This is a genomic window from Falsiroseomonas oryziterrae, assembly GCF_021864505.1.
Taxonomy (GTDB): Bacteria; Pseudomonadota; Alphaproteobacteria; order Acetobacterales; family Acetobacteraceae; genus Falsiroseomonas; species Falsiroseomonas oryziterrae.
This window is the reverse complement of the sequence record NZ_JAKJIB010000228.1, coordinates 1-6721: the sequence shown is the minus strand read 5'-3', so window position 1 is coordinate 6721 and position 6721 is coordinate 1. Positions and strand designations below refer to the sequence as shown.

The window sequence follows — 6721 nt, the reverse complement described above, 5'->3', positions numbered from 1 at the left end:
GAGGCCGCGCCGCGACTCGCCCTGCTCGTGGCGCGGGCCGACGCGCAGCGGCGCACCGGGGACGAGCGCGCGGTGGGCGTGGGGCCGCCCATCGTGCGCGTCATCCCAGTGCGCGGCGCGCCGGGCGACGGCAACCAGAGCCTGACGGCCCGGATGGCCGAGCGCCTGGCCGGCCGTGGCCTGCAGGTGGCGGAGGAGGCCGAGGGCGCTCAGTACGCGGTGCAGGGCGCGGTGAGTGTCGTGCCGAGTCGGCCAGGCGTGCAGCGCGTGGAGATCGTCTGGACGGTGTCGCGGCGCGACGGCTTCGACCTCGGCCGCGTGCTGCAGCTGAACGAGGTCCCGGCGGGCAGCCTGAACGGGCTCTGGGCCGACGTGGCCTTCGTGGTGGCGGACGAGGCCTCGGGCGGGGTGCGCGACGTGATCGCCAATGCGGGCGGCTTCGCGGGCGCCGAGGCCGCCCAGGCGCAGGCCCAGCCTGCGCCCGCGGGCCAAGGCCAGACTGCGCCGCGCTGAGCCGCATGACGAAGGCGCAATCCCGCGTCCCGTCCGCGTGATGGACACCGAAGGGTCACGTTGCTACCAGTCCGGCCGCCGGCGCTGAGGCGCGGGCGGCTGATCCCAGCTCGGGGCCTCGCGGCATGAAGATCATTGCGTGCAACAGCAACCGCCCCCTGGCAGAGGCCGTGGCGGCGACGCTGGGGATGCCGCTGACCCAGGCCTCCGTCCGGCGCTTCGCCGACATGGAGGTCTTCGTCGAGATCCACGAGAACGTCCGCGGCGAGGACGTCTTCGTCATCCAGTCCACCAGCTATCCCGCCAACGACAACCTGATGGAGCTGCTGATCATGCTGGACGCGCTCAAGCGCGGCAGCGCGCGGCGCATCACGGCGGTGATCCCCTATTTCGGCTATGCGCGGCAGGACCGTAAGTCGGGCCCGCGCACGCCGATCAGCGCCAAGCTGGTGGCCAACCTGATCACTGCGGCGGGCGCCAACCGCGTGCTGACGATGGACCTGCACGCGGCGCAGATCCAGGGCTTCTTCGACATCCCGGTGGACAACCTCTTCGCCGCGCCGCTGTTTGCGCGCGACATCCAGGAACGCTTCGCCGGGCGCGACCTGATGGTCGTCTCGCCGGATGTAGGCGGCGTGGTGCGCGCGCGCGCGATCGCCGCGCGCATCCATTCCGACCTCGCCATCATCGACAAGCGGCGCCCACGCGCCGGCGTGTCCGAGGTGATGAACGTGATCGGCGAGGTCGAGGGCCGGCACTGCATCCTGGTGGACGACATCGTCGATTCCGGCGGCACGCTCTGCAACGCCGCGGAGGCGCTGCTCAAGCACGGCGCGAAGTCGGCCAGCGTCTATGTGACGCATGGCGTCTTCTCGGGCGGTGCGGTGGCGCGCGTCGGCTCCGCTGCGATCGAGACGATGGTGGTGACGGACAGCATCCTCGCCACCGAGGCCGTGCGCGTCAGCCGCAACATCAAGCAGCTGACCATCGCGCCGCTGATCGCCGAGGCGATGAAGCGGATCAGCGAGGAAAGCAGCGTCAGCAGCCTGTTCAACTGAGGGGCGGCGACCCCGCTAGGCCGGCGCGAACATCGGCACCGGTGGGCCGCCTTCCGTCGCGCGGAACACGACGCGCAGCTTCATCCCGATCCGCACCGCCTCGGGTTCCAGATCCACCAGGTTGGTGAAGATGCGCGGTCCCTCCGCGAGCTCGACCATCGCGGGCATGTAGGGCGTCGCGGTGCGCATCACCGTGTAGCTGTAGAGCACCCCCTGCCCGCTGGCTGGCACCAGCTCGACATGGGGCGAGAGCGTGAAGGGCGAGACGCCGCGCGGCGGGAAGAAGTGCCGCCCGGTGTCGCGGCACAGCCCGATCATCAGCCGGCCCTCGGCCGCCGCATCCCAGAAGGGCTGTGTCGTCGGGTCCGGGATCGGGGCCTGGATCGCGCGCTCGCTCATGCCATCCGCTCCAGGATGACCGTGGCGCTGCCGTGCCGATGGCCGAGGAGGCCGCCCGTGCCATGCGCCAGCGCCAGGCCGCAATCCTTCACCTGCACGGCCGGATGCGCCTCGCCGCGCAGTTGCCGCACGGCCTCGATCACCTTGGTCATGCCGCCGCGATTGGCCGGATGGTTGGAGCACAGCCCGCCGCCATCGGTGTTGAAGGGCAGCTTCCCGACGCCGCTGATCAGGTTGCCGTCGGCGACGAAGCGCCCGCCTTCGCCCTTCGCGCAGAAGCCGAGATCCTCGAGCTGGATCAGCACGGTGATGGTGAAGCTGTCGTAGATGGACGCGTAGCGGATGTCGGCCGGCGTGACGCCCGCCTCCTCGAAGGCGCGCGCACCGGACCAGCGGGCGCCGGAGAAGGTCAGGTCGTTATAGCCGCCGGCATGGTTCTTCAGCGCCTCGCCGGTACCGCGCACGGTCACCACAGGACGCTGCAGACTGCGGGCGATCTCCGGACGCGCGACGATCAGCGCGCCGCCGCCGTCACTGATCACGCAGCAATCGAGGCGATGCAGCGGGTCAGCGACGAGCGGGCTCTCCACCACCTCCTGCACCGTCACGACCTTGCGCAGCATGGCGTGCGGGTTGTGCTGCGCGTGGTGGCTGGCAGCGACCTTGATCCAGGCGAGCTGCTCCGAGGTCGTGCCGAACTCGTGCATGTGGCGCATCGCGCACATGGCATAGGCGGCGGCGACGGTGCGGCCCATCGGGATCTCGAACTGATCGTCGGGGATCGCCGGATCCTGACGGCGCGTCGCGGTGCCGGTGGCCTGGCCCTCGCTGCGCGGACGTCCCGCGAGCGTGATCAGCGCGACGTTGCAGCGACCCGTCGCGATCGCGGCGGCCGCATGCGCGACATGGGCGATCGGGCTCGAGCCGCCGATGTCGGTGCTGTCCACGTGGCGCAGCCGGTCGAGGCCGAGATACTCGGCCATCGAGAGCGGGCCCATGCCCGGGGCGTCGCCGGCGCAGAAATAGCCGTCCACGTCGTCCTTGGAGAGGCCCGCATCCTGCAGCGCGCCCCAGGCGACCTCCGCATGCAGCTGCGCGGTGGACCTGTCCGGCGCCTTGCGGGTCGGGTGCTCGAAGGCGCCAACGATGCAGGCGCTGCCCCTGAGGCTCATGTGATCGGCGCTCCTCCTCGGGGCGGACACTGGACGGGCGCGCCAGGTTGGGCAAGCAGCCGGAGGGTGGGGTATACCGGCGGCAAAGAGGAGGCCAGCCATGGATATCACCCCCCCGCTCGGCATCACCGCCGTGACAGCCGGCTACATGTCCGGCTTCGGCAACGGCTTCGAGACCGAGGCGCTGCCCGGTGCGCTGCCGGTCGGGCGCAACTCCCCGCAGCGCTGCGCCTACGGTCTCTACGCCGAGCAGTTGAGCGGCTCGCCCTTCACCGCGCCGCGCGCCAGCAACCAGCGGTCGTGGCTCTACCGCATCCGCCCGACGGTCTCGCATATCGGCCGGTTCCGGAAGGCCGCCCTGCCCTTCTGGGTCAGCGCGCCGGACACGGCGGAGCACGACCTGCCGATCCAGCCGCTGCGCTGGGACCCGCTGCCGATCCCCTCCGAGAAACTCACCTTCCTGACCGGCATGCGGACCATCACGACAGCCGGTGACGTGGCGTCGCAGACCGGCATGGCGGCGCATATCGCGCTCGTCACGACGAGCATGGCCGGCGAGACCTTCTGGAACGCCGATGCGGAGATGCTGGTGGTGCCGCAATCGGGCAGCCTGCGCTTCCGCACCGAGTTCGGCGTGATCGACACCGCGCCGGGCGAGATCTGCGTCATCCCGCGCGGCGTGAAGTTCCGCGTCGAGGTCGCGGCGCCGGCGCGCGCCTATGTCTGCGAGAACTACGGCGGCGCCTTCACCCTGCCGGAGCGCGGGCCGATCGGCGCCAACTGCATGGCCAACCAGCGCGACTTCCTCTCACCCGTCGCTGCCTACGAGGACATTGAGGACACGCACCGCGTCGTGGTGAAGTGGGGCGGCGTGTTCTGGGAGAGCGAGATCGGGCACAGCCCGCTCGACGTCGTCGCCTGGCACGGCAACTACGCGCCCTACAAATACGATCTGCGCCGCTACTCGCCGGTCGGGCCGATCCTGTTCGACCATGCCGATCCCTCGATCTTCACCTGCTTGACGGCGCCGTCGGAAACACCGGGCACCGCGAATATCGACTTCGTGCTGTTCCCCGAACGCTGGATGGTCGCGGAGAACACCTTCCGCCCGCCCTGGTACCACATGAACCTGATGAGCGAGTTCATGGGGCTGATCTACGGCCAGTATGACGCCAAGCCGCAGGGCTTCGTGCCGGGTGGCTTCTCGCTCCACAACTGCATGCTGCCGCACGGGCCGGATGCCGAGGCCTTCGAGAAGGCCTCCACCGTCGAGCTCAAGCCGCACAAGCTGGAAGGCACCATGGCCTTCATGTTCGAGACGCGGCTGGCGCAGCGCGTCACCGCCTTCGCGGCATCGCTGCCGCAGCTGCAGGCCGGCTACCGCGACTGCTGGTCGGGTCTGCGCAAGACATTCGACCCGAGCCGCCCATGAGCCTCGACCACACGCATCTCGCCGCGCGGCGGAGCCATGTGGCCTCCGCCAACGGGCATCGCGACTTCCCGATCCAGAACCTGCCGCTCGGCATCTTCGCGCCGGGCGGTGGGACACCCCTGCCGGGGGTCGCGATCGGCGAGATGATCCTCGACCTCGACGCGGCGCTGGCGGCGCGGCTGGTCTGCAGCGAGGCGGCCGAGGCGGTGGAGGCGGTGTCCGGCGGCACGCTGAACGGGCTGCTGGCGCTGGGCGCCCGGCACCGGCGCGCGCTGCGGTCCCAGGTCTTCGCGCTGCTGGAGGAGGGCTCGGAGTTCGCCGGCGCGGTCGGACGCTGCCTGCACCGCGCTTCCGACTGCGCGGTGCTGCTGCCGGCGCGCATCGGCGACTACACCGATTTCTACGCCGGCATCCAGCATGCGACGAATGTCGGCGCGCTGTTCCGGCCCGACAACCCGCTGCTGCCCAACTACAAGCATGTGCCGATCGGCTACCATGGCCGCGCCAGCAGCGTGGTGCCGAGCGGGCACGACGTCCGCCGGCCGAACGGCCAGCGCAAGCCCGCCGCCGATCCCGCCCCGAGCTTCGGGCCGAGCCGCAATCTCGACTACGAGCTGGAGCTCGGCATCTGGATCGGGCCGGGCAATGCGCTGGGCGAGCCGGTGCCGATCAGGGAGGCAGCGGACCGCATCGCAGGCTTCTGCCTGCTGAACGACTGGTCGGCACGCGACATCCAGGGCTGGGAGTACCAGCCGCTCGGGCCGTTCCTGGCCAAGAACTTCTGCACGACGGTGAGCCCCTGGATCGTGACCCCGGAGGCGATGGCGCCCTTCCGCACGGCCCAGCGCCCGCGGCCCGAGGGCGATCCGCGCCCGATGGACTACCTCTGGGACGAGGGCGACCAGGCGCATGGCGCGCTGGATCTCGAGCTGGAGGTGTTCCTCGTCACGCCGGGACTGCGCGAGAAGGGCCTGCCGGCGCATCGCCTCTCGCTTGGACATGCGAGCGCGCTCTATTGGACGCCGGCGCAGCTGGTCGCGCACCACGCCTGCGGCGGCTGCAACCTGCAGCCAGGCGACCTGCTGGGCACGGGCACGATCTCGACCGAGAGCGAGGGCGGCTGGGGCTCGCTGCTCGAGATCACGCGCGGTGGCAAGCAGCCGGTTACGCTGGCCAGCGGCGAGACGCGGCGGTTCCTGGAGGATGGCGACGAGGTGCTGATGACCGCCCGCACGCGGCGCGACGGCTTCGTCGGCATCGGCTTCGGCGAATGCCGCGGTGTCGTCAGCCCAGCGCCTTCGGTGCGCTGACGGAGGCGCGCAGACGCGCATAGGCGCGCAGGACGTCGCGCGTGGCCTCGTGCGTGGGCATGCCGGGGTCGTGCAGGCCGGCGCGGATCTCCTGCGCGAGCGCGGCGAGATCCGCGGCCGGCAAGGACAGGACATCCGCCTTCGCCTCGCGCAGCGCGATCGCGATCGCGTTCGCCACCATGCGCGCGGCGAAGGCCTTCTCCGCCGGCAGGGCCGGCAGCAACTCGTTCAGCACGACCTCGCGCGCGGTGGCGAGCAGGTCGGGGGCGTCAGGCTTCTCGAGCATCAACGCCCCTCCGACAGCGCCAGGATCTCCCATTCCAGCTCGGGCACGATGTGCCCGGTGAGGGCGAGTTCGAGGCTGCGCTCCTCGCCCGAGAGGTGGCGCTGCGCCTGGTCGGCGGCGATCACCGCCCAGCGCAGATGCGCCATCAGTTCCCACCATCGCACGCGCGCATCCTCGACCGGCGTGCCCGCCTCGGCCGCATAGCCGGCGTAGAGGGCGTCCCGCGGGCCGAGGCCGCCGGCCTCCTGCGCCACATTGCCGAAGCGCCAGCACTTCGCGCAGAGCCAGCCGAGGTCGGCATGGCCGTCGCCCCAGGTGGCGAATTCCCAGTCCAGCACGCCGGTCACGCCCGTCGCGTCGAGCATGAGGTTGCCGGTGCGGAAATCGTTGTGCACCAGCACGGGCGCGACGGGCGGCGGCGCGCTGCGCTCGGCGGCGCGCAGGCCCCATTCCAGCACGGGACGCGGCGTGGCGGCGGCGTCGAGGCGACCGCGCAGCGTCGCAATGGCGGCGAGGCCGGCATCGGGCGGCGGTGCGCCCAGGAAGGCGAG

Annotated in this window: 7 protein-coding genes and 1 pseudogene; 4 read left to right on the top strand and 4 right to left on the bottom strand. The window is 71.2% G+C overall.

Features of this window, described 5'->3' with window-relative positions; all coding sequences use genetic code 11:
* Together L2I40_RS16355 and L2I40_RS16350 are read left to right on the top strand one after the other, a co-directional pair.
* Positions 1-513 (top strand): annotated as a pseudogene (locus L2I40_RS16355) (hypothetical protein); the annotation flags it as partial.
* A 125-nt stretch (positions 514-638) separates the two neighbouring features.
* A complete protein-coding gene (locus L2I40_RS16350) occupies positions 639-1571 on the top strand; it encodes a ribose-phosphate pyrophosphokinase (RefSeq protein ID WP_237216260.1) in 933 nt (310 codons plus the stop codon).
* A gap of 15 nt (positions 1572-1586) precedes the next feature.
* On the opposite strand, the gene L2I40_RS16345 is transcribed toward L2I40_RS16350, so the two are convergent.
* Positions 1587-1970, bottom strand: coding sequence for a Zn-ribbon domain-containing OB-fold protein (locus tag L2I40_RS16345; RefSeq protein ID WP_237216259.1), 384 nt, complete (start codon positions 1968-1970; stop codon positions 1587-1589).
* Complete coding sequence (locus L2I40_RS16340) at positions 1967-3142, bottom strand: thiolase domain-containing protein (RefSeq protein ID WP_237216258.1); 1176 nt, start codon at positions 3140-3142, stop codon at positions 1967-1969. Before L2I40_RS16340 ends, L2I40_RS16345 begins: the two co-directional genes overlap by 4 nt.
* A 100-nt stretch (positions 3143-3242) precedes the next feature.
* Between L2I40_RS16340 and hmgA the strand changes: the two genes are divergently transcribed.
* On the top strand, positions 3243-4574 hold the full coding sequence (hmgA, locus tag L2I40_RS16335) for a homogentisate 1,2-dioxygenase (RefSeq protein ID WP_237216257.1): 1332 nt from the start codon (positions 3243-3245) through the stop codon (positions 4572-4574).
* Positions 4571-5884 (top strand): fumarylacetoacetase, encoded by a 1314-nt coding sequence (fahA, locus tag L2I40_RS16330; RefSeq protein ID WP_237216256.1) that lies wholly within the window; start codon positions 4571-4573, stop codon positions 5882-5884. Before hmgA ends, fahA begins: the two co-directional genes overlap by 4 nt.
* Here fahA and L2I40_RS16325 read toward each other — a convergent pair.
* Together L2I40_RS16325 and L2I40_RS16320 are read right to left on the bottom strand one after the other, a co-directional pair.
* Positions 5859-6170 carry a DUF6285 domain-containing protein gene (locus tag L2I40_RS16325; RefSeq protein ID WP_237216255.1) on the bottom strand — a complete coding sequence of 104 codons (312 nt, stop codon included), beginning with the start codon at positions 6168-6170 and terminating at the stop codon, positions 5859-5861. The genes fahA and L2I40_RS16325 overlap by 26 nt on opposite strands.
* Positions 6170-6721: phosphotransferase (locus tag L2I40_RS16320; RefSeq protein ID WP_237216254.1), on the bottom strand; the 552-nt coding region annotated here is incomplete at its 5' end. The genes L2I40_RS16320 and L2I40_RS16325, both read right to left, overlap by 1 nt.